The sequence below is a fragment of the Sphingopyxis sp. H115 genome (genome assembly GCF_001468465.1).
GTDB lineage: Bacteria > Pseudomonadota > Alphaproteobacteria > Sphingomonadales > Sphingomonadaceae > Sphingopyxis.
Genome location: NZ_LNSA01000001.1, coordinates 1 through 26,489, shown reverse-complemented (window position 1 = coordinate 26,489; position 26,489 = coordinate 1). Strand labels below are relative to the sequence as shown.

General features: G+C 61.7%; 30 protein-coding genes and 2 tRNA genes. 15 read left to right on the top strand and 17 right to left on the bottom strand.

Translation table 11 applies throughout. From position 1 onward, the window contains the following. Positions 1–55: 55 nt before the first annotated feature. Positions 56–484: a JAB domain-containing protein gene (locus ATE71_RS00150; RefSeq protein ID WP_058801363.1), complete on the top strand. Its 429-nt coding sequence runs from the start codon at positions 56–58 to the stop codon at positions 482–484. Positions 485–591: 107 nt separating this feature from the next. Further along, positions 592–668 (top strand) — tRNA-Pro (locus ATE71_RS00145). Between the two features lie 182 nt (positions 669–850). Here ATE71_RS00145 and ATE71_RS00140 read toward each other — a convergent pair. Continuing rightward, a complete protein-coding gene (locus ATE71_RS00140) occupies positions 851–1,726 on the bottom strand; it encodes an N-formylglutamate amidohydrolase (protein WP_058801362.1) in 876 nt (291 codons plus the stop codon). A 139-nt stretch (positions 1,727–1,865) separates the two neighbouring features. Here ATE71_RS00140 and cpdR point away from each other — a divergent pair, with 139 nt between their 5' ends. Both cpdR and ATE71_RS00130 read left to right on the top strand, forming a co-directional pair. After that, positions 1,866–2,243 carry a cell cycle two-component system response regulator CpdR gene (gene cpdR / locus ATE71_RS00135; protein WP_053554171.1) on the top strand — a complete coding sequence of 126 codons (378 nt, stop codon included), beginning with the start codon at positions 1,866–1,868 and terminating at the stop codon, positions 2,241–2,243. 71 nt (positions 2,244–2,314) lie between these two features. Continuing rightward, positions 2,315–2,389 (top strand) — tRNA-Val (locus tag ATE71_RS00130). Positions 2,390–2,432: 43 nt separating this feature from the next. On the opposite strand, the gene ATE71_RS00125 is transcribed toward ATE71_RS00130, so the two are convergent. Beyond that, positions 2,433–3,224 (bottom strand): SDR family oxidoreductase, encoded by a 792-nt coding sequence (locus ATE71_RS00125; protein WP_058801361.1) that lies wholly within the window; start codon positions 3,222–3,224, stop codon positions 2,433–2,435. A 105-nt stretch (positions 3,225–3,329) separates the two neighbouring features. On the opposite strand from ATE71_RS00125, the gene ATE71_RS00120 reads away from it, so the two are divergent. The 4 genes from ATE71_RS00120 (at position 3,330) to ATE71_RS00105 (ending at position 8,245) form a co-directional block, all read left to right on the top strand. Beyond that, on the top strand, positions 3,330–4,199 hold the full coding sequence (locus ATE71_RS00120) for an alpha/beta hydrolase (RefSeq protein WP_058801360.1): 870 nt from the start codon (positions 3,330–3,332) through the stop codon (positions 4,197–4,199). Between the two features lie 46 nt (positions 4,200–4,245). Beyond that, positions 4,246–4,971: an energy transducer TonB gene (locus ATE71_RS00115; RefSeq protein ID WP_058801359.1), complete on the top strand. Its 726-nt coding sequence runs from the start codon at positions 4,246–4,248 to the stop codon at positions 4,969–4,971. Between the two features lie 195 nt (positions 4,972–5,166). Then, entirely contained in the window at positions 5,167–7,464 is a 2,298-nt protein-coding gene (locus ATE71_RS00110) for a TonB-dependent receptor (RefSeq protein WP_082664987.1), read from the top strand. A 97-nt stretch (positions 7,465–7,561) separates the two neighbouring features. Continuing rightward, entirely contained in the window at positions 7,562–8,245 is a 684-nt protein-coding gene (locus tag ATE71_RS00105) for a Fe2+-dependent dioxygenase (RefSeq protein WP_058801357.1), read from the top strand. An 18-nt stretch (positions 8,246–8,263) separates the two neighbouring features. Here the strand turns inward: ATE71_RS00105 and ATE71_RS00100 are convergent, their stop codons facing one another. From ATE71_RS00100 to ATE71_RS00080, 5 genes are all read right to left on the bottom strand, one after another. Then, a complete protein-coding gene (locus ATE71_RS00100; RefSeq protein WP_082664986.1) occupies positions 8,264–9,130 on the bottom strand; it encodes an FAD:protein FMN transferase in 867 nt (288 codons plus the stop codon). A gap of 92 nt (positions 9,131–9,222) precedes the next feature. Beyond that, positions 9,223–10,056, bottom strand: a complete 834-nt coding sequence (locus ATE71_RS00095; RefSeq protein ID WP_058801355.1) for a DUF4198 domain-containing protein — start codon at positions 10,054–10,056, stop codon at positions 9,223–9,225. A gap of 19 nt (positions 10,057–10,075) precedes the next feature. Then, complete coding sequence (locus ATE71_RS00090) at positions 10,076–10,609, bottom strand: DUF2271 domain-containing protein (protein ID WP_058801354.1); 534 nt, start codon at positions 10,607–10,609, stop codon at positions 10,076–10,078. Between the two features lie 11 nt (positions 10,610–10,620). Further along, complete coding sequence (locus ATE71_RS00085; protein ID WP_058801353.1) at positions 10,621–11,265, bottom strand: PepSY-associated TM helix domain-containing protein; 645 nt, start codon at positions 11,263–11,265, stop codon at positions 10,621–10,623. A gap of 469 nt (positions 11,266–11,734) precedes the next feature. Then, positions 11,735–11,995: a hypothetical protein gene (locus tag ATE71_RS00080; RefSeq protein ID WP_235587836.1), complete on the bottom strand. Its 261-nt coding sequence runs from the start codon at positions 11,993–11,995 to the stop codon at positions 11,735–11,737. Positions 11,996–12,188: 193 nt separating this feature from the next. Here ATE71_RS00080 and ATE71_RS00075 point away from each other — a divergent pair, with 193 nt between their 5' ends. Further along, on the top strand, positions 12,189–12,491 hold the full coding sequence (locus tag ATE71_RS00075; RefSeq protein ID WP_058801352.1) for a DUF1153 domain-containing protein: 303 nt from the start codon (positions 12,189–12,191) through the stop codon (positions 12,489–12,491). A 911-nt stretch (positions 12,492–13,402) separates the two neighbouring features. On the opposite strand, the gene ATE71_RS21515 is transcribed toward ATE71_RS00075, so the two are convergent. Genes ATE71_RS21515 through ATE71_RS00055 form a run of 5 tightly spaced genes read right to left on the bottom strand, consistent with a single transcriptional unit; the run spans position 13,403 to position 15,628 of the window. Beyond that, on the bottom strand, positions 13,403–13,690 hold the full coding sequence (locus ATE71_RS21515; protein WP_082664985.1) for a DUF1971 domain-containing protein: 288 nt from the start codon (positions 13,688–13,690) through the stop codon (positions 13,403–13,405). Beyond that, positions 13,687–14,070, bottom strand: a complete 384-nt coding sequence (locus tag ATE71_RS00070) for a group III truncated hemoglobin (protein ID WP_058801351.1) — start codon at positions 14,068–14,070, stop codon at positions 13,687–13,689. The genes ATE71_RS21515 and ATE71_RS00070 overlap by 4 nt, the downstream gene beginning before the upstream one ends. Before the next feature lie 13 nt (positions 14,071–14,083). Continuing rightward, positions 14,084–14,533: a globin domain-containing protein gene (locus ATE71_RS00065; protein ID WP_058801350.1), complete on the bottom strand. Its 450-nt coding sequence runs from the start codon at positions 14,531–14,533 to the stop codon at positions 14,084–14,086. Between the two features lie 34 nt (positions 14,534–14,567). Beyond that, on the bottom strand, positions 14,568–14,912 hold the full coding sequence (locus ATE71_RS00060; protein ID WP_058801349.1) for a hypothetical protein: 345 nt from the start codon (positions 14,910–14,912) through the stop codon (positions 14,568–14,570). 26 nt (positions 14,913–14,938) lie between these two features. Next, positions 14,939–15,628, bottom strand: a complete 690-nt coding sequence (locus tag ATE71_RS00055; RefSeq protein WP_058801348.1) for an alternative oxidase — start codon at positions 15,626–15,628, stop codon at positions 14,939–14,941. A gap of 81 nt (positions 15,629–15,709) precedes the next feature. On the opposite strand from ATE71_RS00055, the gene ATE71_RS00050 reads away from it, so the two are divergent. From ATE71_RS00050 to ATE71_RS22640, 3 genes are all read left to right on the top strand, one after another. Next, positions 15,710–17,254 carry a two-component system sensor histidine kinase NtrB gene (locus ATE71_RS00050; RefSeq protein ID WP_058801347.1) on the top strand — a complete coding sequence of 515 codons (1,545 nt, stop codon included), beginning with the start codon at positions 15,710–15,712 and terminating at the stop codon, positions 17,252–17,254. Continuing rightward, on the top strand, positions 17,241–17,873 hold the full coding sequence (gene fixJ, locus ATE71_RS00045; RefSeq protein ID WP_235587835.1) for a response regulator FixJ: 633 nt from the start codon (positions 17,241–17,243) through the stop codon (positions 17,871–17,873). The genes ATE71_RS00050 and fixJ overlap by 14 nt, the downstream gene beginning before the upstream one ends. 575 nt (positions 17,874–18,448) lie before the next feature. Then, on the top strand, positions 18,449–18,607 hold the full coding sequence (locus tag ATE71_RS22640; protein ID WP_201022893.1) for a hypothetical protein: 159 nt from the start codon (positions 18,449–18,451) through the stop codon (positions 18,605–18,607). Positions 18,608–18,646: 39 nt separating this feature from the next. Here the strand turns inward: ATE71_RS22640 and ATE71_RS00040 are convergent, their stop codons facing one another. The 5 genes from ATE71_RS00040 to ATE71_RS00020 form a co-directional block, all read right to left on the bottom strand. Beyond that, positions 18,647–19,177 (bottom strand): MbcA/ParS/Xre antitoxin family protein, encoded by a 531-nt coding sequence (locus tag ATE71_RS00040; RefSeq protein WP_058801346.1) that lies wholly within the window; start codon positions 19,175–19,177, stop codon positions 18,647–18,649. Positions 19,178–19,181: 4 nt separating this feature from the next. Next, a complete protein-coding gene (locus ATE71_RS00035; RefSeq protein ID WP_152998567.1) occupies positions 19,182–19,490 on the bottom strand; it encodes a hypothetical protein in 309 nt (102 codons plus the stop codon). A 43-nt stretch (positions 19,491–19,533) separates the two neighbouring features. Then, positions 19,534–20,001, bottom strand: a complete 468-nt coding sequence (locus ATE71_RS00030) for a hypothetical protein (protein WP_058801344.1) — start codon at positions 19,999–20,001, stop codon at positions 19,534–19,536. Between the two features lie 133 nt (positions 20,002–20,134). Then, the gene (locus ATE71_RS00025) at positions 20,135–20,737 is read right to left on the bottom strand and encodes a hypothetical protein (protein ID WP_058801343.1); all 603 of its coding nucleotides are present in this window, start codon (positions 20,735–20,737) and stop codon (positions 20,135–20,137) included. Beyond that, entirely contained in the window at positions 20,728–21,327 is a 600-nt protein-coding gene (locus ATE71_RS00020) for a hypothetical protein (protein WP_152998566.1), read from the bottom strand. The genes ATE71_RS00025 and ATE71_RS00020 overlap by 10 nt, the downstream gene beginning before the upstream one ends. Before the next feature lie 308 nt (positions 21,328–21,635). On the opposite strand from ATE71_RS00020, the gene ATE71_RS00015 reads away from it, so the two are divergent. The 3 genes from ATE71_RS00015 to ATE71_RS00005 all read left to right on the top strand — a co-directional run bounded on the left by ATE71_RS00015 (position 21,636) and on the right by ATE71_RS00005 (position 26,034). Then, entirely contained in the window at positions 21,636–22,796 is a 1,161-nt protein-coding gene (locus ATE71_RS00015; protein ID WP_152998565.1) for a hypothetical protein, read from the top strand. A 22-nt stretch (positions 22,797–22,818) separates the two neighbouring features. Then, the gene (locus ATE71_RS00010) at positions 22,819–23,250 is read left to right on the top strand and encodes a hypothetical protein (protein ID WP_058801340.1); all 432 of its coding nucleotides are present in this window, start codon (positions 22,819–22,821) and stop codon (positions 23,248–23,250) included. A gap of 126 nt (positions 23,251–23,376) precedes the next feature. Then, entirely contained in the window at positions 23,377–26,034 is a 2,658-nt protein-coding gene (locus ATE71_RS00005) for a UvrD-helicase domain-containing protein (protein WP_058801339.1), read from the top strand. The last annotated feature ends 455 nt before the right edge of the window (positions 26,035–26,489 follow it).

The following is a 26,489-nucleotide window of genomic DNA, read 5'->3' as shown; positions in this document are numbered from 1 at the left end:
CGATGCGGGGCAGTCGTGGATTGGGGATCCTTCGACCAGCGCGCATGCTGCGCCAATGACCAAATTCGAACCTGTCGGCAGAGCGCCGCAGCCGCCGGCGCGCGCCGGTTTTGTACCGTGCCAGTTCGAGGATCCGGTTGCTGCCCAACTGCTGCGGCCTCTGTTCGCTGGCGACCGCGAGGCATTGGTCCTTGCAGGGTTCGACGCATTCGAACGGCTGATCGGGCTGATCCGGATCGACGGCGACAGCAGCGGACGCTGCATCATCGCGCCGCAATGCTGGCGCGCCCTTATTGACGAACGGATCGTCGCCGTCATCATTGCGCACAACCACCCGTCCGGCAACGCGGAACCAAGCGCCGCTGATGTCGGCACGACGCAGGAGGCCGCAATTTTCCTGCGAACATTGGGCATCGAACTGGTCGACCATCTGATTTTCGTCGCTGGCGGTCATTTCAGTTTTCGGACTGCCGAAATGCTCTAGTTCCAGCAATCATCTTCGTTGTGCCGATTGGCGCTTGAAGTTCGCAGATTGCGCGTCTAGAGGACCGCCCTGCCTTCGCGGCGACCCCGGTCGGCGCGCAGATCGGTCGGGGAGTAGCTCAGCCTGGTAGAGCACTGTCTTCGGGAGGCAGGGGCCGGAGGTTCGAATCCTCTCTCCCCGACCAATTTCTTGCATATTGCACATTTTGCACCGTCTCTTCTTGTAAGTCGGCGCACAAACCCCTAAATCCAGTTTACGCCGTCATGGTTTTCCCCCTTTCCATCGCGGCGAGTGTCCCGTCATCTTTGACGTGGATGCGTCCTCCCTGGACCCTGGCCACCTCGTACTTCGGTACGGGGTGGTTTTTTATTCAGCGGCTTGCGGGAATATTTCGGATTCGGGTCGAATTGCCCCGACCTCTTGCAGCAGATTCGAAAACCAGGCCGCCAATCGTGCCACCGGCGCCGGATCGGGCAAGCGATGGGGGGTAAGATAGAGGCTGCGGTCGATCTCGATCTGGATGGCATGAACCCCCTGCCCCGGCTTGCCGTGCGTGCGGACGATATGACCCCCGGCATAGGGCTGGTTCCGCGATACGGCGACACCCAGTTCCCCCGCCAGCGCCATCACCCGGTCGACCACCGCCTCACCCGCCGTCGCGCCGAAACGATCGCCGACGACGATCCGGGCGCCATGACCGGACAGGCCGGGAGGAATCGGTGGCATCGAATGCAGGTCGAGCAATATCGCATGGCCGAATCGGTCGCGCGCGGCGGACAATTCCCCGGCCAATGCGGCATGATAGGGCCGGTGAAAGGATTCCAGCCGCCAGTGCAACGCCGCATGATCGATCGGCCGCTTCCACAATGGGCCGCAATCGGCAAGCCGTGTCGGCACCACGCCCAGCCCTGCGCGCTCCTTTCGGCCGGGCGCCGAAAAATGCGCGCGCAGCGGCATGGCGACCTCGCCGGGCGCCATCTGCCCTTCCCCGCGATTAAGATCGGCAACGGCGCGCGCCCATATCGCCTGGACGACCGCCGCGCCGGCTTCGTCCGCGCGCGCTGCAACCAGATCACACCAGCTATCCTCAAGCCGTTCAAGAACCGCGGGGTCTACGCGTGCCGCCGCGAGTATCTCGGGCGGGTAGATGCGACCGGCGTGCGGTATCGATACGACCACCGGGCCACTCGCCGCGGGCCGGTTGACAGCGATGGCGGCAGGCGGGATGCTGTGCGACAACATGATGGACGGGTGGCAAAAAAAGTCCGACAAATCCAGCGCCGCGTCAATTTGTTAAATCTCTGGCGCTATGACGGACTTCTTGATGAGGGCGCGACGACCGGAACCGGAGCGCCGCGATACCTGGGGACAGTTTTTCAAAATGATTCGTATCTTGCTGGCCGAAGACGATGACGTGATGCGCGAATATCTTGCGCGGGCGCTGACCAGCGCCGGTTATCATGTCACGGCGGTCGACCGGGGAACCGAAGCGGTGCCCTATATCGATTCGGGTACTTTCGACCTGTTGCTTTCGGATATCGTCATGCCGGAAATGGACGGTATCGAACTCGCCCAGCATACGGCGAAGGCCGCGCCGCAAACGCAGGTCATGTTCATTACCGGTTTCGCGGCAGTGTCGCTGCGTGCCGAGGAAAATGTGCCGCAGGCAAAGCTGCTGTCGAAACCGTTTCACCTCAAGGATCTGGTTCGCGAGGTCGACAATCTGTTCGGCCGCGCCGACAGGTCGAGCCAACAATAACGACGCAGCCTTGCGCGAAGGGGTTGCAAAGCCGCGCAGAGGCCTTTAGGGGGCGCGTCACCCCAAGGGATGGGCGTGTAGCTCAGTGGTAGAGCACTGTGTTGACATCGCAGGGGTCGCAAGTTCAATCCTTGCCACGCCCACCATTAAAAACGCCGCCACCCCAACGGGTTGGCGGCGTTTTTGCTTTCAGGCCATCCCGCGCGCCAAGTCCCCGCGCGACGCATCGCCGATCTGGCTGCCGCCATCGCAGTCGAGGATCGTGCCGGTAATATAGCCCGCCGCAGGGCTACAGAGGAAAACCGCCGATTCGGCGACCTCCTCGATCTTGCCCCAGCGTTTCATTGCGATCCGGTCGTAATGCGATTGCCGTGTCTCGGCATCGGGGGCGAGCCGCTTCATCCCCTCGGTATCGGCGATCGGGCCCGGCGAGATGCCATTCACGCGCACTTCGGGGCCCCACTCGAGCGCGAGTACGCGAATCAACTGGTTGATCCCCGCCTTCGCCGCGCACGCGTGCGCCTGCAATGCGGAGGCGTTAACCGCCTGCCCCGCCGTGATCGCGATCAACGAGGCTCCCGGGCGGTTCAGCAGGTCGTGACAGCCTCGAAACACGTTAAAGGTCCCGTTTAGGTCGATATCGACCACGGTGCGAAACGCATTCGCCGACATGCCGAGCGCGGGCGCAAGGAAATTGCCTGCCGCGCCCGAAATAACGATGTCCATCGGTCCGAGTTCGCCCGCGACCTGCTCCATCACCGCTCGCATCGCGCCATAATCGCGAACGTCGCCGGAAAGGCCAAGCGCGCCGCTGCCGATTTCGTCAGCCGCACGCGCGGCCTTGTCGGGGTCACGCCCGGCCACCGCGACCTTCGCGCCGAGTTGGGCAAAACGCTTCGCGATACCCAGGTTGATGCCGCTCGTCCCGCCGGCGACGAAGGCAGTCTTTCCAGCCAGCAGATTATCGCGAAACGTCGACATGGCAGTTATCCTCTCTTTCAGTCTGTTCGGCGACCGCGCGATGCGGGGTTGACGGATCGAGACCAGTCGCCTTTTGAAACTGGAACAGACAGCAAGGATGATCCGATGGCAAGTGCCGGTCCCACTTCGAACAGCTTCATCTCGCAGCGGCTGAAGCTGCATTATGTCGATTGGGGCAATCCGGACGCGCCGCCGCTCCTTCTCGTCCACGGGGGCCGCGACCATTGTCGCAACTGGGACTGGGTCGCCGAAAAGCTGCGCGATCGCTATCACATCATCGCCCCCGACCTGCGCGGTCATGGCGACAGCGCCTGGTCGCCCGACGGCAACTACGGCGTGGACGGCTTCGTCTATGACCTTGCGCAGCTGATCCACCAACTCGACCTCGGGCCGCTGTCGATCGTCGCGCATTCGATGGGCGGCAATATTGCGCTACGCTATGCAGGGCTTTATCCTGAAAATGTTCGCAAGCTGGTCGCGATCGAGGGCCTCGGCCCGTCCCCCAAAGTGATCGCCGAGCGCGCGAAGACCAGCTACGCCGAACGCTTCCGCAAATGGATCGACGACAAGCGCCAGGCGGCGGGACGTACGCCGCGCCGCTACGCGACGCTCGGCGACGCGCTCGCCCGGATGATGAGCGAGAACGCCTATCTAACCGAGGCGCAGGCGCGCCACCTGACAATCCATGGCATCAGCCGCAACGAAGATGGGACATGGAGCTGGAAGTTCGACAATTATCTCAACGTCTGGCCCGCGTTCGACCTGCCGCAGGACGATATCGCCGCGCTGTGGGGCGCGATCACCTGCCCGACCCTGCTCCTTTATGGCGCGAAAAGCTGGGCCTCAAACCCCGAGCGGGACGGCCGGTTGCAGCATTTCAAGACCGCGAAGGTCATCGAGTTCGAAAATGCCGGCCACTGGCTGCACCACGATCAGTTCGACCGGTTCATGTCCACGCTAGACGAATTCCTCTAAACAGAAGGCCGGCTGCGCGTGGCTGCGCGCGAAGAGAGACGGCGCGATGGCCTATACCGGGCAGATATCGACACGACAGAGGGCATTCGCCAGCGGCAGCGCCGTGATGATCGTCGCCGCCGTCGGCTTCGGCCTCGTAAGCGGCCTCGACCTTGAATTCGTTCGCAAGGCGAGCGAAGCGATTACGGCAATCGCGATCCCTGCGCCGCGGCTGCCGCGCGAGGAAATGACGCGGTCCAAGGCACCGAGCGAAAGGGCGAAAGGCCCTGCATCGGCAGCCAACAAATTTGCCAAGGCCGCGGCCGTCGCCGCGCCTCCGCCAAAACTTCCGCCCATCTCGCCGCCCATAAACGCAGCACCGCGTCCCGGCGAGGGAAGCGCACCCTCGGCCGGCGCCACCCCCGACCCGGGACCAGGATCGGGTGCGGGCGGGCGCGGTGATGGGACCGGTGCGGGCGGCGCGGGAAGCGGGACCGGCGGCGGCAAGAAAGCCGTCTGGCACAGCGGGGCGATCCGCGACCGCGACTATCCACGCGAAGCGAGCCGCGCGAAGGCCGGCGGCGAGGTAGAGGTGCGGTTCACGATCGAAGCGAACGGTCGCGTCACCGGTTGCCGCGTCACTCGGTCCAGCGGCGACACCTCGCTCGACGAGACGACGTGCCGGCTTATCCAAGCGCGGTTCCGATTCTGGCCTGCGACCAATGCGGCGGGACAGCCCGTTGCGAGCCAATATGGCTGGCGGCAGAGCTGGTGGCTCGAACAACGACGATAAGCGAACGGTCGAGCCTCATCCATATCGCCACAAATTCGCGACAGTGTTGCGAATAGTTCTCATTATAATTGACATTGCAATCGACTCTCAATAGCGGCGCTCCATCACAACAACAGGGGTAAAGCCGTGAAGACTACGACGTCCGCCACTTTCCTGGCGCTCTCCTGCGTCGGCAGCCTGATCAGCACCGCGGCCATGGCGGCCGATGCAAGTGCTGATACATCGTCCGAACAGCAGTCCGAACGCGATCGCCGCGACGAACGCGAACAGATCATCGTCACCGGGCAGCATTATCAGACGCAACAGGAATCGCCGAAATCGACGCGCCCGGTGCGCGATACGCCGCAGACGGTGACCGTCATCACCGCAGAAACGATCGAACAGCAGAATCTTCTGACGCTGCGCGACATGCTCTCGACCGTCCCCGGCATCACCTTCGGCGCGGCGGAGGGCGGTTCGCCTCCGGCCGACTCGATCAACTTCCGCGGCTATTCGGCGAGTAGCGACATCACGCAGGACGGCGTGCGCGACAGCGCCGCCTATAATCGCTCCGACTCGTTCAACCTCGAACAGCTCGAAATTGTCAACGGCGCCAATTCGGTCCAGAGCGGGGCCGGATCGGTCGGCGGATCAATCAACATCGTTACCAAGCGCCCGCTCGACGAGACGCGCATCATCGCGACCGGTGGCATCGGCACCGACGATTATTACCGCGGTACCCTCGATGCCAACATCCGCGCGAGCGACCTGATCGCCGTCCGCCTCAACGCCATGGTGCACCGGAACGACATTCCCGGCCGCGACGTCGAAAATTACGAACGCTGGGGCTTCGCTCCGTCGATCAGCATCGGCATGAACGGTCCAACCAAGCTGACGCTGCAATATCTCCACCAGGAAGACGACAATATCCCGCAATATGGTGTGCCCTATTATGACGGACTGATCCCGGGCGCCGACCGCAGCGACTATTTCGGTTATCGCAACGTCGACCGGCAGGAAATCACCGTCGACCAGGCGACCGCGATCTTCGAACATGATTTCAGCGATAGCTGGTCGATCCGCAACCTCGCGCGCTGGCAAAAGGTCAGCCAGCTGACCGTCGTCGGCCCGCCGCAGGGCACCTATTGCCTGTCGACCGGCGTGACCCCGACGGGCGGCAGCTGCACGATCACCGTATCGGGCGCGCCGTTCACGGTTCCCAACGGCTATTATTATATCGGCGGCCCGCGCGGTAACCTGCGCGATTCGACGAACGAGCTGATGTACGATCAGGTCGACCTGCGCGGCACGTTCCATACCGGCGCGATCGAACATACGCTGGTCATCGGCGCGTCGGCCCTATGGGAAAAATATACGCTGAACAGCGGCAATGCGCTGCGCAACGCCGACGGGACGCCCTTCTACACCCGCTATCCGCTGGTCAACATCGCCAATCCGAACGAAGTCGTGGTCGGCCCGGCGCTCCCCGCCGGGTTCACCTATGGCAGCAACGTCTACGACGGGCCGGTCAACTTTACCTACACCGGCCGCCAGCGCGGCGAGGTTGACAATTATTCCGTCTATCTGTTCGACGCGATGAAGATCGGCAAGTTCGAGCTCAACGGCGGCGTCCGTTATGAAAAGAGCAGCGGGTCGAACCGCAACGGACTCGCCGCCCCCGACCCGACCGAATATAGCGACAATCTCTTCTCGTACCGCATCGGCCTTGTGTACAAGCCGGTCGAAGCCGTCACCCTCTATGCCGCCTACGGCAATTCCAAGACGCCGTCGCAGGCGTCGGTAAACGGCAGTTGCTCGGAAGCCGCGACGAACGGCAATTGCAGCGTCAAGCCCGAGGGCGCCAAGAATTACGAGATCGGCGTCAAGGCCGAGGTCGCGGGCGGGCGCCTGCTGCTCAGCGCTGCGGCATTCCGCAACGAACGCGACAGCTACCGCGTCAATTCGGGCGACCCGACGCTGCCGGACCAGGTGCTCGACGGCCATTCGCGTGTCGACGGCCTGGCGCTGAGCGCGGTCGGCCAGATCCTGCCCGGCTGGTCGATCACCGCCAACTACACCTATCTTGACAGCGAGATATTGCAGTCGGTGTCCGATTTTTGCCTTGCCAATCCCGGCGAGGGCAATTGCACCAACAGCGTCGCCTTCCCCGACCCCGTCGCCGGCGCGCGGTTGCAGAACACGCCGAAACATTCGGGCAGCCTGTTCACCACCTATGAACTGCCGTTCGGTCTGAAGATCGGATATGGCGCGACCTACCAGGGCAAGTTCACCTTCAACCTGCCGACCGCAACGGCCAATCCCGTGCTGTTCGAATCGGACGATTATTGGGTCCACAACGCCTATCTGGCCTATGAATTCAATGACCGGATCAGCGCGCAGCTCAATGTGAAGAATTTCACCGACAAGCTGTATTTCACCCGTATCCGCAACAATGGCTGGGCGACCCCCGGCGACGCGCGGTCGGCAGTTCTGACCCTGACAGTCGGCCTCTAATCCCCGATGCCGGGAGCGGCGCCGCGTCGCTCCCGGCATTGATCATGGTTCCGACCTGTGGCAGCGCCGGGCGGTAGCGCAAAGGAACAGACCGCCGATGCTGATTGCCGTTCCCGATTTGCTGTCCCCCGCGGAAGTGGCGGAGATTCGAACGATCATCGACGCCGCCGAATGGATAGACGGCAATGCGACGTCGGGCCACCAAGCCGCGCTTGCCAAGAATAACGAGCAATTGCCCGAGGATGGCGAGGCCGCACGGCAAGCGGGACGTTTGATCCTCGAGGCGCTCGGCCGCTCGCCGCTTTTCTTCGCATCAGCCCTGCCGCTGCGCATCTATCCGCCGCTGTTCAACCGATACGGGCCGGGTCAAGAATTCGACACCCATGTCGACAATGCGATCCGCATCAAGCGGGGCAGCGAATTCCGTATCCGCAGCGACCTGTCGATCACGGTCTTCCTCGAAACGCCCGACGGCTATGAGGGCGGCGAATTGCTGGTTGAGGATCATTATGGCGTCCAGCGCGTCAAGCTGCCCGCGGGGCACGCCGTCGTTTATCCCTCGTCGAGCCTGCACCGCGTCACCCCGATCACGCGCGGGCGGCGCGTCGCATCCTTTTTCTGGCTCCAGTCGATGGTCCGCAATGCCGAGGAACGCCGCACCCTGTTCGACCTTGATCGTGCGGTGCAGCGGCTTACCGGCGAACTTGGCGGCAAGGACCGGTCGGTGATCGAACTGACCGGCGTGTATCATAATTTGCTGCGACTTTGGGCGGATAGCTGAGCCAGCTTGGCTCTTCCCTTAATCCAGCATCGCGCGCCACGCACGGGAGATATGTTCGCGATCGCAAGCAACGACGCACGCCGCGAGCCCCTGCGCATCGGCGAGCGCAAGCGCCGCCTGCGGACCAAGCACCGTCAGCGCAGTAGCCCAGCCGTCGGCCATCATGCATCTGCGGTGAAGCACCGTCACCGACGTCACACCGTTGACGATCGGCCGCCCCGTGCGGGGATCGAAACTATGCGAATAATACTGGCCGCTGGCACTGAAGCCGCGCCGGTAATTGCCCGACGTCGCAACCGACAGGTCGTGGAGCGCGACACGCCAGGGCGCGGCAGACGAAAGAGGCGGCGGTTCGACATCGACCCACCACGGATGGCCGTCGGGGCGCAATCCCGCGCCGCGCAATTCACCGCCCACTTCGAGTAGGAAATGGCGAACGCCGGCACCAAGCAGCCAGTCGGCAGCCAGATCGACCGCATAGCCCTTGGCAATACCCGACAAGTCGAGCGCGGCCCCCTCCCCGCGCCGAAGGCGCTGCGTTGCGGCATCGAATTCGATCGACCGGTCGGCGGCGACGTCCGTATCGCGCGGCACCCGATCGACAGGCCCGCCGCGGCCGAAACCCCACGCATCCGTCAGGCGGCCCATTCCCGCGTCGAACGCGCCATCGCTCGCCCGCGCGATGCCAAGCGCCGCCTCGACAACCTGCGCAAGATCGCCGGCCACCTCATGCCAGACCCCCGGCGCGGCGCGGTTAAAGCGCGACAGGTCGGAACCGATTTCCCACTGGCTCATTTGCCGCACGACGCGATCGAAAGCCGCCCGAACCCCGCAAGCCGTCGTTGCGGGCGGCGATACCGCCTGCAGCGACCAGTTCGTCCCCATCGTCTCGCCGGTGAAGGTTTCAATTACCGCCGCGGCGTCGCGCCGCGCGAACGCTGCGGGGGTAAGCGCTTGCGGAACCAGGATACGATCGGTCAGGGCGCGAGTACTTCCAGCGTCGTGACATAGCTAGCCCGGCGCTGCGGCGCTGCGGGGGCCGCACCGCCTTCTTCGCGCACGGCGCGGGGCGTGGTCACGTTCACCCAGTAGAGGCCAGGGCCGGTCCAGTTGACCTCGACCTTGCCATCGGCGCCAGTCTGGAGGTCCATCTGGCCCAGCTGGTCGCGATACCGGATGCCACCTGGAATAACGGTGACGGGCAGCCCGGCTGCGGGCTTACCGTCGAGCAGGAACTGGAAGGTTGCCGCCTCTCCGGCAATCAGATCATTCGGATGCGTGACAGGAACCAGCTCGATCCCCTTTCCCGTCGGCTGGAACAAGGTCGTCGTCGGCTCGCCGACGGTCACGAAAATCTCGTTGCGATTGCTCGCTTCGGCGGTGCGGACGTTGGTCGCGCCAGCAGGGATGCGCTCGGACAGATTGGCGGTCGTGGTGCCCCGCGGCAGCCGCTCGGTCTTACCGTTTAGGTCATAGCTGCCCATTACACCGTCGGACACCGATGCGATGCGCCACGTCCCCTTTTTCGTCAAATGGACGTCGAAAGTACTGCGATAGCGCCCTGTCGCCTGATTCTCGATCGCCGCCTCGGTGCCGTCGGGCGCCCACGCCTTCAGTGCATCGAGACGCATCGGATGATGTTCGAAATAGAAAAGATCGTTCGAGATCGCGGCATCGACTGTTACCCAGACATCGTCGCCCGACAGAACGGTAGACGAGGGCAGCATCCACTGGCGATGCGCCGATGCTGGAACGGCAACGGCGGCGGCCAGCGCGGCCGCGGCCGCAAAACCCCAAATATGCGTCTTCATATCCCTGTCCTTTCAAGCTTTAACGGAAGGCGACCGAAACAGCACCCAATTCGCTCGTCCCGGCGGTGCGCCCTCCCGCCCCCGGCTTTGCCGGCCAAGCGAAAGGAACGCGCAAAAGCTCGCGCCCGCCGACCTCGCGCGCGGCCTCAACCACCAGCACGTATTGGCCGGGCGCCGCCGCGCCGAGCTGCGCGCGCGTGAAGGAGATTTTATGTGTGCCTGGCGCGCGCGTCGCGCCAGTGATACCGTTCGCGGGGAAGGTCATCGAGCGCCCCGCCGCCCGCCACCACTGGCGAACGTCGCGCAGCCATTTGGTGCCCTCGTTCGCCTTCATGTCGTAATCGTACCATACAGCGACCGTCTTTGCCCGCGCGCCGGTCTTTTCCACCCAGATCGCGACATAGGGTTTGTGATATTCGGCAACCTTCAATCGCGGGATGGTGATGGTCACATCCATCGTGCCGGGATTCGCGAGCGCGATCGCGGGCGCGCCGAGGACGGCACCGAGGCCGATCGTTCCGCCAAGGATACGCGCCGGGGTGGAAAGCTGCATGAACGGTCTCCCTAGTGAATGAAGATGATGGCGATGACGGCGGGGATCGCGAGCCCGACCCCGACGAGCGGCCAGGTGCTCTTTCGCTTCGCCGAATGGAGCTGGAGCAGGAACAGGCCGGTGACCGCAAAGACGATGCAGGCGAAGGCGAAGATATCGATGAACAGGCTCCATTCGCCGCCAGAATTGCGTCCCTTATGCAGGTCGTTGAGGTAGGATATCCAGCCGCGGCTGGTGATTTCCCCCGAAGCCTCTCCCGTCGCGAGGTCGATCGCGACCCAAGCGTCACCGCCCGGGCGCGGCGCGGGAAGATAGACTTCGCTATCGGACCATTCCGCCTCGCTCGACGCCTTGACCGGAAAGCTGGCTTCTACCCATTCGGCGACGGCCGGGGGCAAGGGCGCCTTATCCGTGCCGGGGATAGCGCGGTTCAGACTGGCCAGCAACGCCGGGGGCATCTGTGCCGCCTTTTGGGTAACGACGGGCGAGCCCTCGATATCGGCGGCATGGTTGAGCGTGAATCCCGTGACCGCAAAGAGCAAGAGGCCCACCAGGCTGACGGCCGAACTCATCCAGTGCCACATGTGCAACTGTTTCAGCCAAAAGGCTTTCCGGCTCTTCATGGTCGCCGGTCGCGGAGGTGAGGGTGCGTGCATCGAAGAATTCTGCAAAGGATGATGCACGCGGCATTATCGAGAACGATTCTCAATTACAATAATGAATCCCGCTTTCGCGCGCCCGCGGCCCGTTTTTCGACGGGAACGACAGTGCGGGTGCAAACACGCCAAGCCTATCCGCGCGAAGCGGGCCCAACGATCGAGTTAGATAAAGAGAAAGTGGCGGAGACGGAGTCCGCCAAATCAAACAAATATCTTTTTGTTTTCATTCTATAATATATCATACACTTCTGCCCATGCCATGGATTATACCATGGCCATCCACTTTAGCTCGCTGTTCTCGATCGTCTTGAATGTTGGGCTCGCCGTAACAGGCGGCCGTACAGGGGCTCCTAAAGGGCGGGATTTCGGATCGAAGCGTTCTCGATGGCGCTAGGCTATGGCCTGGCCGATTAAGGAAAATGCATGATTTCGTTGCAACATTCCCGGCATCTTTGCGATTAAGCAGTCACTTGCCGCCCTTGATGGGCACGACTTCGCCCGCTGCGTCATTCGGTTCGATATTGGCAAGCATGATGTCATGCTCAGCGAAGACCCGTTCTATTGCCTCGCGCTTCTCGAGAAGCAATTTGGCAACGCCTGCGGTCATCCCCCCCTCCTCGCCGACGCGTCCCAGCACATCGGCGAGATCGGCGAGGGTTGCCCTCTCGGGGGTCGGATGAAGCGATCCCTTGGTATCGCGATAAGCCGTGCATTCGGTCGCCATCATTGCCTCCCGCGTAGTACGATATCGGACGAGAAACGCGTGGTTCGACAGAAGGTGCCATCCGCGAGGTGAATTCGCTCGGCTCGTCGCAAAATGGGAGACCGGCAAGTCTTCGTTAACTTGATGCGGCGAGACTTGTTCCGTTGCAAAAGTGGGGGGCACAAAGCGGCGGGGAGCCGCACGACGGAGAGTCGATGTGCTCGAAAACCAGAAGATCCGTGTGGTGTCGGTTGCCGGCCCGCTCGGCGAGAAACTAACATTGGCCGATCTACCGCCGCCCGAGACGACGCGGTGGGTCAGCCGGCGCAAAGCGCAGGTCGTGGCTGCGGTCGATGGCGGATTGTTGACGCCGACCGAGGCGTGCAAGCGATATTGCATGGACCTTGAGGAACTGACGAACTGGCGGCGGCTGTTCGCGCGCGTCGGCGTGCCTGGGCTGCGAACGACGCGCATTCAGCATTATCGCGAGGAGGCCCGACCGGGAACGCTGCCTTCATAGGTCGTGCACGGAACCGCCGCCGGCATGGCGCATCGGGCCGCTGCGCCAGTGCCTGATCGACACAGCCTGATTGTCTAGCGACGTCGGGCAGTTCGCGACCTATCTCGGGCGCTCACCTCACACCGCGGGTGCCGAAGGTATCCGGCAGTTCCAGATCAAGCAACAGGAAGCGGGCGTTCCGGCTCCGACAATGAACAGCATCGTCGCCGCACTCCACTTCTTCTTCACTAACACGCTCGACCGCCCCGATCTTGCGCGATGGCCGTTCAATTCTTGCAAACGCGTCCGATCCCAACGGTCATGGAGCCGTCCATGCTGGTGACTGGACGCGAGACCGCTCGGCAGTTTTTTCCCTTTGCCGGCGGCCGGAGCGCCTTTCGCTCCGCAGCGGTCAGGCACACCTGTTCGTATAGCCATTTGTCCGCATAGGCTTGGCCATCCACACGAACCCTCCGCTTGTAGCGCGACTGGTATCGGGATTTTTCTTCCTGCGTCAGGGTCTCGAACGTGCAACCCCGTTCAGCTGCCGGCGCCGGAGACAACTGGGCCGCAACCGGCGAAGAAGAAGCAAACAAGACAGTAGCGATGCCTAGCCCAGCCAAGGAAAGCGAAAATCCATGCATCTTTTCGGCTCTGCTCCCAACATGCGATCGGTTCCGAATTAAGCCGATGTTCCAACAGCTTGCGTCCAATGGTCGGCCAAGCGTTCGGTATCCGCGACGAAGTGCCGAACAGCTATGCTTTTCACGGGCGTGGTGGTTGGCGCCAGCGACGGGAACGGCCCTCGCGGCTAGGCACCATTGTTTAGGACTTCACACTAGGAGTTCGAAGCTGTCGGCACGCGCCAGACGCCAGGCCGCACTATAGAAGTCGCGCTCCGAGCCATCGGAGAGCAACTCGCCCTGTTCGCCTCAGCGTAGAAACTCGACATAGAAGCGTACCGGCCCTCTCGCCTCGACCCTGTGTGCTATCGTGGGTTCGACGATGCCAGGCCCGGTCATCGGCGTCAGTATTTTTTCGGAAAGCGGTCTTCGTTCGTCTGTTATGAGATAGCATAAGCTACCCTCTTCGACATGGATCAAACCCCAGACGCCCGTTTTTGTGGCATGATCGCCCAGCAACGCCGCGGGCGTCGTGGTTTCGGTGAAGGTGGCCTTTCGCTTATAGGGCTGCACGCCGACTGGCAGGACAGCGGTCACGATCCAGCCAATCGTTCGCGCTGGAACTGGACGCCATGCTGCAGGCTCTCGGCGATCCGCGCTGCCTTTGCCTGAAGCGCGGCCGCATTGTCCCGATCGAGAACATCTCCGGTAGTTTTTTGCCACAACGCCAGCCAGCGGCCGAAATTGCCCATAGTCATGGCGCCTTCGTGACGCAGATGGGCGACCATCGGCTGACCCTTATACCGCCCGCTCGTAAGCATGATCGACGACCAGAAGGCTTGCAGCTTTTCAAGATGCTCGTCCCAGTCGGCGATTGCGCTATCGAAGATCGGACCAAGAACTGGATCGGCCCTGACCCGCGCGTAAAATTCTGGAATGAGCTTCGCGAGGTCCTGCTCGGATAGTTGCGGTTCCATTCGGTCTTCCCGGTTAGGCTGCCACGGCGTCTTCATAGGCTCGCGCTTCCGCGGCCATGAGAATGTCGGCGAGCATCCAATAAGCCTCGCCCCACGCTGCCAGCACCTCGTCGGTCGCGACGTCTGGTCCGAGTACGTCGCGAATCGCAGGAAGCAAGGCTTCGGCAACATAGGGATATTGCTCGGGCCTGACGCCGGTTTCGACATGGCGCGCGACCATCCTTGAGACGGCGGGGCCGAGGTTCGCGAGCTTGTCTATGTTGCGGGCGTAGGCAAGGATGGCGCCCGCAAGTCGTCGTGGCTGCTCGCCGCTGCTCTGGGCGGCCTTGTCGAACAGCGCCTCGATGGCGGGATTACGAAAGAGCCGCGCGTACATGGCAGTAGTGATCTCGACGCCGTGCTTTTCGAGTGCTGGCGCGGTCGATTTGACGATGGCCATGGCTTGGGGAGAGGCGGTGCGCATGCCGTGTTCCTTTTCTTGGTTGGTGCCGTGACTGTCACGCGGCGGGGCGATGGGTCAGGATATCGGTCAGGGCGTCGGTCAATTCGTCGCCCGTTAGCGGCTTCTCGATCAGCCGGGCACCGAGCGCCGCGGCGGAGGCGCGAACGACGCGGTCGGGATGCGTCACGAGCAAAATGGCCGGTGCCGTATTGCCGTTCGCCCGGAGGCTGGCGAGCCACGCAAACCCGTCGCCGCGAAAACCCTGATCGATGATCAGGCAGATGTGGCTCGCAGGAGGTTCGGCGTTGCCGCGAACATCAAACCCGTCGAGCGTCAGTGAAAATCGGAGCGCGGAAAGAAGGGCAGGATCGCTCGCGAGGATTGTCACAGGGCGATCCATGTCCTTGCTCCCTTGCTTGGACCTTTTCAGGCCGCCTTTTTCCAGTTGGGTTCGAGCGCCACATGCGGCGGGCATTCGGCCACCGGGCCGACCGGCAGACCGGCAAGCTCGTTGGCGAAGCCGTGGTTGACATCGCGGTGGTGCGCTTCGTCGGCGCGGACCACCAGGACGACATCGCGTAGCGTCGCATCGGCGGGCAGGCCCCAATAATCCTTCGCGATTTTCGGGGCAGGCACATTGGCGCTGCGGCCTTCGTCGATCTCGGCGAGATAATGCGTATAGCTGATCACCGCCTCTTCCTCGAAATAGCCCACGACGCGGTGCGCCGTCTTTGAGTTGATCAGGTAAAGTGCGAAGAAGCAGACGTAGAACACCCATTGCACGCCGATGATCACGGCCCGTTCGAAAAGGGTAGGCTTGGAAATCTCGATGAAGGTCATGAGATGCATGCGCTCATTCTCGGCCTCGTCCATGAGCGTCTTGATCCAGCCCTTGTCGTCGCACATGCGGCGGAGACAGGCGAGGTGGTTGATCGTGGCGCCCACCATCCCCGGCACCGCGGCGACCGTTTCGAGTACGACAGCGCGGTGGCCGTAACGCTCGGCGAAGAAGGTGTCGGCGCACCAGCGCAAGACCTTGGTGAAGCCATAGGCGACGCGATCGGACAGGCCCTTGGGGTTGTGATGGACGCTGAGATCGATGAAAGGTGCAGTCATTGGAACATCTCCGTTCCGGCGGCAGGGGTTCAAGATGCCGTCGATGGAGACGAAATAGGCCGGAACGAGGAGCGCGGAAATTTGGATGATGTCCCTACCGCATCTCCCCTAAGGGATTTACCGGAGGTCCGCCGTGCGAGCCTGACGAGCCGTTTTCTTCCGCGCCTGCCGGTGCTCGCCGCCGTCGGAATCGCCCTGCTTTTCGTGGCAGCGGGCGTTGCGATTCGCCTTCTCTTCGCCGCCGAACTTGGTCAGCGCGCAACCTTCATCTTCTTCGTGCCGGGGGTCGTGGTTGCCGGCGCGCTTTCGGGACTTCGCGCCGGCGCCCTCGCGGCGTTGGCCGGGGCGTTGGCTGGCCTATGGTGCGACAGCCGTATCGGGCCCATCGAGGGCGGCAGTCTGATAGCTGCCGCCTCGTTCCTCGTGATCTCGCTGGCAATCTCACTGGGTGGAGAGTGGTTCCAGCATGCCCGCGTAGAAACGGAGGATGGGGCTGCCGCTCTGGCGGGTCGCGAGGCGCATTTGCGGTCGATCCTCGAAACCGTGCCCGATGCCATGGTCGTGATCGACGAGGCGGGAACAATACGCGATTTCAGCCCGGCGGCCGAACGCATGTTCGGTTGGCGGTCGGAGGAAGCCGTGGGCAAGAATGTCCGGATGCTGATGCCCGAGCCCTATCGCGCGGCGCATGACGGTTATCTCGAATGCTATTACCGGACCGGCGAGAAGCGGATCATCGGAACCGGGCGGATCGTCGTCGGCGAACGGCGCGACGGATCGACCTTCCCGATCGAATTGTCCGTGGGAGAGATGCAGGCGGGCGGCGAGCGCTTCTTTACCGGCTTCATTCGCGACCTTACCGAACGCCAGCAGGCCGAGGCGCGATTGCAGGAACTGCAGAACGAACTGGTCCACGTCTCCCGCCTCACGAGTCTCGGCGAGATGGCCTCAGCGCTGGCGCACGAGATCAACCAGCCGTTGTCGGCGATTGCCAATTATCTAAGAGGCAGCAGAATGCTGCTTGCGCGCGACGACGTCCCGCACGATCGGCTGGCCGAAGCCGTCGAAAAAGCCGCGGCGGAAGCGCTTCGCGCAGGGGATATCATCCGGCGGCTGCGCGATTTCGTCGCGCGTGGCGAGACCGAGCGCGCGATCGAGAACCTGCCCAAGCTGGTCGAGGAGGCAAGCGCGCTCGCGTTGGTCGGCGCGCGCGAACATGATATTCGCATTCACTTCGCCTTCGATCCTGCCATCGATCTGGTGCTCGTGGATAAGGTGCAGATACAACAGGTGGTTCTGAACCTCGTCCGCAATGCGGTCGATGCCTTTGCCGATACGGCCGCTCGAAACCGCGAAATGACCATCGCAATCGAGGCCGATGGCGACATGGCCCGGGTGACTGTAACCGACAACGGCCCCGGCATTGCCCCCGCCGTCGCTGCGCAATTGTTTCAGCCCTTCATAACGACGAAACGCACCGGTATGGGCGTGGGCTTGTCGATCTCGCGGACCATCGTCGAGGCGCATGGCGGAAAGATCTGGGTCGATCCGGTACCCGACGGCGGAGCGCGGTTCAGCTTCACCTTGCCGAGGATGAACCAAGAGGAGTTAAATGATGCCGAGTGATCCGATCGTCTATGTAATCGACGACGACGATGGCGCGCGAAGTTCACTCGAATTTCTTCTCGATTGTGCCGGAATTCGCGTTCGGAGCTTTGCGTCCGCCGACGTATTTCTGAAAGCCTCGCCGCCGTTGGATGGCGCGTGCGTCGTTACCGACGTTCGGATGCCGGGCACGAGCGGTATCGAACTGGTCGAGGCATTGAAGGTGCGCGGCGTAGCAATCCCGGTGATCGTGATCACCGGTCACGCCGATGTTCCGCTCGCCATTCAGGCCATGAAGGCGGGTGTCGCCGACTTCATCGAGAAACCGTTCGACGACGAAATCATGCTGAGTGCGATCCGGCGGGCGCTGGCGCAGCAAACCGGAAGCGAAAACGCACGTGCCGAACGACAATCGATCCTCGACCGGATGGCTGGGCTTTCCGCACGCGAGCGCGAAGTCGTCGACGGCCTTGTTGCGGGTAAGGCGAACAAGGCCATTGCCTTCGATCTATCGATCAGCGCGCGGACGGTCGAAGTGTATCGCGCGAACGCCATGATGAAGATGCAGGCGAAGACGTTGTCCGATTTGGTCCGGATGGCGACGATCGCCCAGCTCGATGCGCCGCAGAACCAGCGCTGAATCTATCTAGGCGCTTCCTTCTTCTTCGTTCCGGTTAGCGGACGGTCCGCATCCGTTTAGGGTTTCGAACGTCGCTGACAACGGACGGTACGGAAATATCCGGCTGATAGGCTGGTTGTCGATCGAACGGATGAGCCTTGGTTCAAGCGGAAGTCGACCGAGCCGGAGGGACCGACACTCTTTTGAGATGGCCCCGCTGCGCTGGGTCGCTAGCGCAGCGGGGTTGAGCGGTGGTTACGACGTGACAATGACCATCCGGTGAAGATCAGGCATCATGTCCGATGGCTTTCCGGCGCGTCCTCGAAAGCATCACCGGCACCAGTCACAGCGACCAAAGCCGATCAACTTTTCGGATCGGCAAGTTCAGCCTCGTCTCCAACTCGCGTCGACGGTTTTGCCGGTGGACGGACGATAAAGGGAACGCCCAACCTCTCGGCGATCTTGCGCAGAGATGTATATGCTGTCTTTCGACGGTTCGGCGGGATCTTTGTCATATGAATCGTCAAGTTTCTTCGATGAGGATGAACCCCACGCCACTTAGCTATTTGTTGATTTGCCTGTGATATCGGGCGGACATGGAGCCCGTACGCGACGCCATTTATCACGAACAGCTAGCCCGTGTCGCCCGCCTGAAAGCGAGCGCGACCGACGATCCGTTTCTGGCGGTCCGGCTTCGCGAAGCGGCGATCAGGCACGAACGAATGGCACGCAAGCTCCGCCGCGATTCGGCATGATGCACGAGGGGACGTGGGCCGACGTTGCGGACGCGCTCATCACTCTTCCCTATCAACGAATATGATCTCGCTATCGTCATAGGGAGGCCAGTCCCCCTCATCTGAGGACGGGGACATGTAGAGCCCGCCGCGTGCAGCATCGATGAAGCGGCGTACGGTCATCAGCGCTTCTTGAGTTCCGCCGGTGATGAGATCGATGGGCGCTGCTCCTCCGAAAACCCGAGCACCATGTGGCCGACGAAGCCATGCGACGCCTTCTTGCTCCTCGCCGAAGAGCGTCCTCAGACCTAAATGAATCCCGAAGATCGCCGAAATCCTTACCAGGATATCGCTGCTCAGCGTGATGTCCCGATGCTCGCGAGCTTTCTTGACCCAGCCCTGATAGGTCGATCGAGCCGGATTGCCGAGGATCAGCCGGCGCTGTTTCTCGGTCAGTCCCCAATGATTGGCGATCACAACGAAGGTGCGCAGACTTGCCCCGCTCAGCCGGCGACGGTTCGCCGGCGCGAACCGTGCGATGGCAGTCCTGGCGGCGGAGCTGGAGTTCGAGGAACCGGGGTGCTTGTCCATTTTCTCACAGGTCCGGCCCGGCCGACCCAGAGCCGGCGTCGGACCCACCGGCGGCCCCATCGGGCAGAGGCACGGCGACGAGCAGCGCGTCACGTATCAGCGCGAGCGACCCAGCGCCGCGGTCGTGATCGCGGAGCAGAAATTCTTCATCGATCGCGGGTACGCCTTCCGGCTCGTAACCATCGCACTGGACGCGAACCTCGTAGGTTGCGATGCGGCCGTTCGAGATATTCCCGGCCGTGATCTCGCCGATCTTGTACTTCCGTTCCTCACGGCCCCAAGGCCAGACTTCGATATTCACTACCAGCATCATTTCTTCCTTTTCATATTTTCGGTGCAACCCGGCATTTCGCGGGTCAGATCCCTTCAGCGCTCAGCGCGTCGAAATCGGCCGCTTGCTTCAGCCCACGCCTGGTCAGCTTGAACGCGGGTTTGCTCGCATCCCGATCGGGCACGAAGTGGAGCACGCGATCGATCAGGCAGAGGCGGTATTCGCGGTGCCACACGGGAACGAGACCGTGGATCCCGATGTCGACGACGGCCCTGTTTTTGCCGGTCCCCGGCCGCGCAACATAGACCATCAGCGCGTCGCAGCGTGACAGGCCCATGATGTCCTCGACGGCGTGATGATCGCCGACGGCCGAGGACTCGGTAGGAACGATCAGCAGATCGGCATCGGCCGCGATCAGATAGTGCGCGCATTTCGCCGGCAGGACCGGCGCCTTTTCGTCGAGTTCGATCCCGGCGGTCCGGACGATGGCGAGCGCCGCCCTCAGCGTTTCCATTTCTTCGGCTCGGTCGATCGCGTTGGGGTATTTTGGCATATGTAATCCATTCCTTGGCAGCGCTGGCTGGACAGCCGCTGCTTTCCTTCATTCGCTCCAGCCACAGCTGAGCGTTATTCTTTCGGGTCTGTTCTCGGCGCCGGTGGTCCGGCGCGCTGTCGGCGGCAGGCCGTCAGCCTCCTTGACGCGCCTGCCATTCGGCCCATTCGGCAGCGAACATCGCCTTGCCTGCATCGGCCGCAAACGGCCGCACAAAGTCCGCAAAGCCGTATGCTTTGAGTTCACGCGCCAAGGCCATCAGGTGCACATGCGGCGGATTGGTCGAGCCGATCTGGACCGGCAGGTGGAAGGCGGCGATGACGGCGAGATTGCGCTCGCGGCAGAGGCGCTCTCGAGCAAATGCGCGCACGTCTTCCCAGATGGCATGGATCCGGTCTGCATCCGGAAAACGGATCGTCATCATGACGAGCAAATCTTTCTGCCCTTCGAAGGCTTGCTCTTCATATTTTTCGCAGAGGCGCTTCGGATCGAGGCAGTCGTCGTGCGCCATCGGCGGGAGCAGCACGTCCCAGCGGTAGCAGGACGGCTCCCATGGCGCCGCGACGTCGGCCTTGCGCCCGGGCGAGAGGCGCCGGTGTACGGAATGGGGAGCGGTCTGGAGTGGGCCGCTGCCAATCCGGCGCCGGACCACACCGAAAACGAGATTGGGATCGCTGCCGCCTTCTACCGGCACAAAATCCAGGCCGTCGATCGCAGGTAGCTTTTTCATCGCCATGACCAGCCTCCGCGAAGGTGCGCGTCGAGATGCGCGCTCGCGCGCTCAATGCCGGCGGTCCGGTCCCAATCGTCGGCATAAGGCGCATGCTCCGTCAGGAACAGCCCGTGAGGCAGCAACCGAACCGAGGAGCCGTCGCCCGAGGGCACGAGCCAACTGTCGCCCGAGAGGCCGCGGAACAGCCTATAGTCCTGAAACCATTTCAAATCGCCATCGTCGGGAAGAACGAGGTCGACCGTGACGTCAATGTCCGTCTGCCCCTGCGAATGCCGCAGCAGCAGGACCGGGTGCCGTGTCGCGATCGCTTCGGCCTCCATCTCGCCGAGGAACAGCGGTGAAGCGCAAGCGGTTGCCCGCACGATGACGCCAGGCGTCTCGATGAACAGGCTATCGGCAAGCAGGCCCGCCATGTTCAGCACGTCGCGGCTCGCGCGACTGTGCATCAGCGATGCCAGGTAGCGCATCAGCCTGATGTCGGTTCGCGTTGCGGTCGGCAGCGGGACGCTGCCCTTGATCACGCACCCCAGCATGGTCGGGCGCGGCTCGATCATGAGATCGATTGCGCCGTCCGGTGAATATATTATCGTCATGGGACTTACTCGTGTTGCGCGAGCCCGTGGGCCGGGACTCTCGGCAGCCCCGGCGTCAGATGTTTTTCATCATTCTCGCAGGGCCAGCCTGCGCCTTCTCTTCCCTTGGACCTTCGGCACGGCATCGCACCACGCCGCTCACATCGTCCTGGATGCCGGACGATTTGCGGCAGAGAGTTTTGGTCGCGCCAAAATCGGACTGCACCAATTTGGATCAAATAGTCGAAAGTGCTGCGATCTCGTTTTCTTCGCCGTAACCAATTGGATCTAGGTGCGCCGTCCTTGATTGATGTCGGGGAGGGGTAACAATGTCTCGGAATATTGCAGGGATCGTCCTGTTCAGCATGGCACTGACTGTAGCCGGCCAGGCTGCCGCGAAGGAAAAGTTCATCGTTCAGCCGGTGCAGGTCGGCGCGGAAACCGTTCGCTACGAGCAGGGCGTTGCGACGGTCGAGCTCTTCAACCGCCAGGGTTCTGTGCAGATTCAGCCGCTGCCCGTCGACCACGGGAGCCTCGCCTTCTATGTCGGCGTATATAATGCGGGTCATGTGCCCGCGAATATCGACATCTCGAACTTCTCGATCAGGGCCGGCGACCAAGCATTGCCTGTCTTTTCGAGGCACGAGCTCGAAAAGAAGGCGAAGAACCGCGCGATGTGGACGCAGATCGGCCTTGCGGCGCTCGGCGGACTTGCTGCGGCAGGCGCTGCCAGCCAGCGCGATACCTATCACAGCACATTCTATACGCCGCGGGCGACCTATCATGGCTATTACAGCGCACCGAGTGTCGTCGGCCAGATCCAGGCAACCGCCATCACCGCGGGTACCGGCTATGCGATCTATAATGTGCAGCAACGCCTCGACCGGACGCGCGCCGAGCTCGCAAACTCGGTCGTCCAGCTTTCGACCGTCGATCCCGACGACAGCTATGGCGGCAAGATCGTCCTAGCCAAGATCAAGGACAAGAAGCTGCCGAAGGTCGTGACGATCGACCTCGACTGGAATGGCGAACGCTATCCCTTCTCGTTCCGGCTGGTGAAGCCGGGGACGCCCGCACCGGCGTTCACGATCACACAGGCGGTCGCCGCCGCACCTGTGGCGCCAGAAGTAGCCGCGACCAATGCCGGCATTCCGATGGCACCTGCCGCACCTGCCGCGCCGGTTGATCTGCCGGCGGAAGTAGCGAGGACTGCGCGCGACACGTCGACGCCGCTCGCGTTCATGGACAAAACCACCGTGTCGAAGGTCGAGGCGCAAGGTGATCGCCTCCTCCTTACCGCGTCGGTCGATCAGAAGGGCGCCATCCTCACCGACAGCGGGCGCCGGCAGCTGGTCCGCAAGATCTGCGAGACCAATGGCCCGCTCCTCGGCGCGGGCGCCACCGTGCATCTCGACCTGTTCGAAAAGGGTCAGGCAAAGGGGCCGGCCTTTGGTTCGGTCACGGCGACACGCCGCGATTGCATGATCTGAGCAGGCTTGGAATAGAGGCGTCATGTTATCCGCAGCTCTAGTCCTCGCCTCTATCGTCCCGTCGGGCCAGTCGTTCGACTGCACCCCGACCGCCGTATGGGACGGCGACGGCCCGATCTGGTGCGCCGAAGGGCCGCATGTCCGACTGTCGGGCATCGCGGCTCGCGAGATGGACGGAACGTGCAGCCCCGGCCATCCCTGCGCCGCCGCCGATCCCCGTGCAGCGCGCGATCACTTGGTCGGTCTCGTCGGCAAGCGCACCGGCACGCGCTCAACCGGGCATGTCGCGGTCACCGGCCCGACGATGCGGTGTCGTTCGGCCGGTGGCGCGGGCGGAAACCGAACGGCCGCCTTCTGCGTATCGCCGCAATCGGGTGACATCTCCTGCGCGATGGTCCGCGACGGCTATGCGGCGCGCTGGGATCGGTATTGGCGAGGGCATCGCTGCGAGTGACGAGAATCTAGATTAGAAAGACCAAGCCGGTGAGCACGAGTTCTGAGCGATGGCGCCATTCACCCTCGTCGCGACCGATCCTCTCGGCAGTATCGGCTCAGTGTAACGGAAAGCGGCTGACAGGAAATGATTGAGTGGCTTTTTATAGGTGGTGCCGTCCTCGTGGGGTCTTTGCTCGACGCCAAAGATAAGAAGCGCACCAAGAACGCCGACGCCGGCCACATCAGCCTACCTCCTCAAAGCCAACTCCGTTCAGACGAATTGGAGGCTTGGCGAAAACAATGGTCAGCGTCAGTGGATCGCGAGCGCTGGATTCCGTACAGCAAAGCAAGCCGCATTCTTGAAGAGTTTCCTCTCCCCCCGGATCCCATGAGTGCCCGTTTCGGATTAGCTGACCGCAGCGCCCAGACATTCACAGGAGACCTTCTGGACGAGTTTCGCGAACATAACCTCAATTTCCTGGCAGCCCAAAAGAAGAGGCTGAGGTCATTTTTCGATACCGTCGAGAAGGACCCACTTACGGATGAACAGGCCGATGCATGCATCTGCATGGATGATGCTGTTCAGGTTGTCGCGGCCGCTGGATCCGGCAAAACCTCCACAATGGTCGCCAAGACCGGGTACGTGCTGCACGAAGGCCTTGCATCTCCGCACCAAATCCTGCTGCTCGCCTTCAACCGCGATGCAGTCGAAGAGCTTCGAGCGAGGCTCAAAGCGCGGCTTAGCTCGTTCGAGCACATTGGCGAATTACGAGTTGAGACCTTTCACAGTTTCGGATCCAGCATTATCACTCAAGTCAATGACGACAAGAAGCCGAGCGTCGCTGGCTGGCTCGGAACGAACAAAAGCGAAGTCGCCAAAATCCTCTCAATCGTGGCCCAATTGCGCACAGAAGATCCAAGGTTCGGTATCGAGTGGGATTTCTTCCGCACGGTTTATGGTCGGGACATAGGTGACAGCCCAACGGCAAGTGAATTGAACGATAGCAAGGCCGGAAGCATTTTTACTGCCAATGGCGAATGGGTTAAGAGTGAGGAAGAGAGGCTTATCGCCGATTGGCTTTTCTACCATGGCGTGAATTACGCCTATGAACGCGATTATGAGCATGACACACGAACCGAACATCGGCGGCAATATCGGCCGGACTTCTTTTATCCGGAGATCCAGCTTTACCATGAGCATTTCGCACTAGATCAACATGATAATCCGCCGCCAAGCTTCGGAAATTATCGAGAAGGCGTGGAATGGAAACGGGAATGTCACTCCCGCCACAACACCGATTTAATCGAAACGAAATCATATCAGATGAGATCGGGAGAAGGGTTTGAAAACCTAAAAGCCGAACTGATTAAGCGGGGCCTCGAGCCTCGCTATGACGGCTTGCGCCAGGCCAAAGGCCGAGCGCCCATTAGCGACACTGATCTAGCAGGGCTTGTGCGATCATTCCAGCAGCACATCAAAGGTGGAGCTCAGTCGATTGGCGACGTGCGTCGCCGGATCGAAGCGTCGGGCAAAAGAATTGCCAATTCGGATCGGATCAGCCGATTCATAGCCATATACGAACGGATCGCGTCAGAATGGGAGCGCCAACTTGAAGCGACTTCCTCGATAGATTTCGATGACATGCTCATCGAAGCGACCGAGCATTTGGAGAGCGGCCGTTTCAAGAGCCCCTTCATGATGATTTTTTCGGATGAGTTCCAAGATAGTTCACACGCGAGGCTTCGGCTGCTCAAAGCGCTGCTCGATCAGACCGATCATCAAGGCCATCTTTGTGTCGTCGGAGACGATTGGCAGAGCATCAATCGATTTGCCGGAGCGGATATCTCGGTGATGTCCGAGTTCTCAGCCACGTTTCCATATTCCTCGCAGCTGAAACTCACCACCACCTTTCGGTGCCCCGCGGCCTTATGCGAGGCGTCGAGCACTTTCGTCACCGCCAACCCCCGCCAACTAGAAAAGGTTGTTCAGACCACCAATCGACATAACGGACCGGCGATTGCTGCTTTCGCCTACAGCTCATCTGAGGAAGGTGATCGGGCCGTCTATCGGCACCTGAAACAGCTTCATCGGGGCACAAGGTCAAAGGCATTGGAGTATGCCGTGACCGTGCTTCTACTTGGTCGCTATCGCCGCGACGAGCCGGCCGCCCTAGATAAATGGCGAGCGGATTTCGGCGATCGGTTGAGCATCGAATTCAAGACAGTACATGGTGCGAAGGGGCTGGAGGCGGACTATGTATTCATCTTGTCGGCGTGCGAGGGTGAATATGGATTCCCCAGTCAGATCGCCGACGACCCGATACTGCACTTGGCAATGCCAACCGGCGACGATTATCCAATGGCCGAGGAGCGTCGCGTATTCTACGTCGCGCTGACGCGAGCGAAACGTCAGGTGAGAATCTACACCAGCATCGATCACCCTTCCCGCTTCCTCACGGAAATGGCCAAGGGTGGCCTGATCGAGATACGCCTCCCTCAGGGCCGCGAGCTTGAATTCTGCCCCAAGTGTAAAGACGGCACCCTAATGCGGCGGCAAGGGCCATATGGTGTATTCGACGGCTGCAACAGGTGTGACTACAAGAGGCGCACCGACGAAGTGGCCGACCGCCAAGGAACCGACCGAGTATCTCTTCAAGAACCAATGTCGCCGGGTTCACGCTGCCCTACATGCGGCAAAGGAGAGATGAGAGCTCGCCCCAAGGCTCGATTTCGGCCGATTGTAGGTTGTTCGCTTTACCCCCAATGCAAGACGACCGCGCCAATGCTGTCTCTCGAAAAATGACTCTTGATTGATGATATTTGGAACTCGGTCGATCAATCAAATCCCATAGCGTGAGAGTTTGCCCTCAGGCTTTCTCGCGCTCAAATGTGGCGATGCCAGAAATGCCCGCGGAGGAGTTGCTCGGTAACCGCGATATCCGCTCGCGGCGACGGCGTTGCCTCGTCGATCAAACGGATTGCGTGGGATCACGAAGATGTTCAAATAATTGCCCAGATATCAGAGGGTCAAGACTATCAGCGTGAGCTGCAGCCCAGAGCGCCCACTCGCTCAATTCTTCAGTTGAGACATCAACGTTCGCTGTCACGGCTGCGCTTTTTACATGCGCAATCAATTCTCGAATTCGTTGCGCTTTGGCCGTTAGCGATGCGAGCACCCCACCTCGACGCTGTCGATCTGATCGCCAAGATGGCGGCTGGTGATTTGGCTTGGGGATTGATGTGGCTTTGGACGAAGAG